Annotated in this window: 1 protein-coding gene; it reads left to right on the forward strand. The window is 31.2% G+C overall.

From position 1 onward, the window contains the following. Positions 1-426: Tn3 family transposase (locus ACODS7_RS32540; RefSeq protein WP_488828688.1), on the forward strand; the 426-nt coding region annotated here is incomplete at its 5' end. Positions 427-480: the final 54 nt, after the last annotated feature.

The raw sequence follows: 480 nt of genomic DNA on the forward strand, positions 1-480 counted from the left end.
ACTAACCATCCTACGTATCAAGCTTTATGTGAATTAGGAAAAGCTATTAAGACTATTTTCTTATGTGACTATTTACACTTTGAAGAAGTACGTAGAGAAATCCAAGAGGGGCTTAATACCGTGGAACACTGGAATTCTGTTAACAATTACATTTTTTATGGGAAAAATAGTGAGATTCGTTTCAATTCCCTAGAAGATCAAGAAGTATCTGCTCTGTCACTTCAATTGCTACAGAATTGTTTAGTTTATATGAATACATTAATGGTTCAGGAAATTCTTTACCACAACAATCAACATTGGTTGAAGAAAATGACTCCTGAAGATTTCAGAGGGTTAACACCTTTGTTTTACAATCATGTCAATCCATATGGAACATTTAAATTAAATATGGATAAGAGAATTCCTATTAATCTAAAAGTCTCTTAAACAATTATTAATTACCAAAAACCAGTGTTTTTGTAACATACATTCTGTATGAGG

It is taken from the genome of Bacillus sp. FG16, assembly GCF_057809515.1.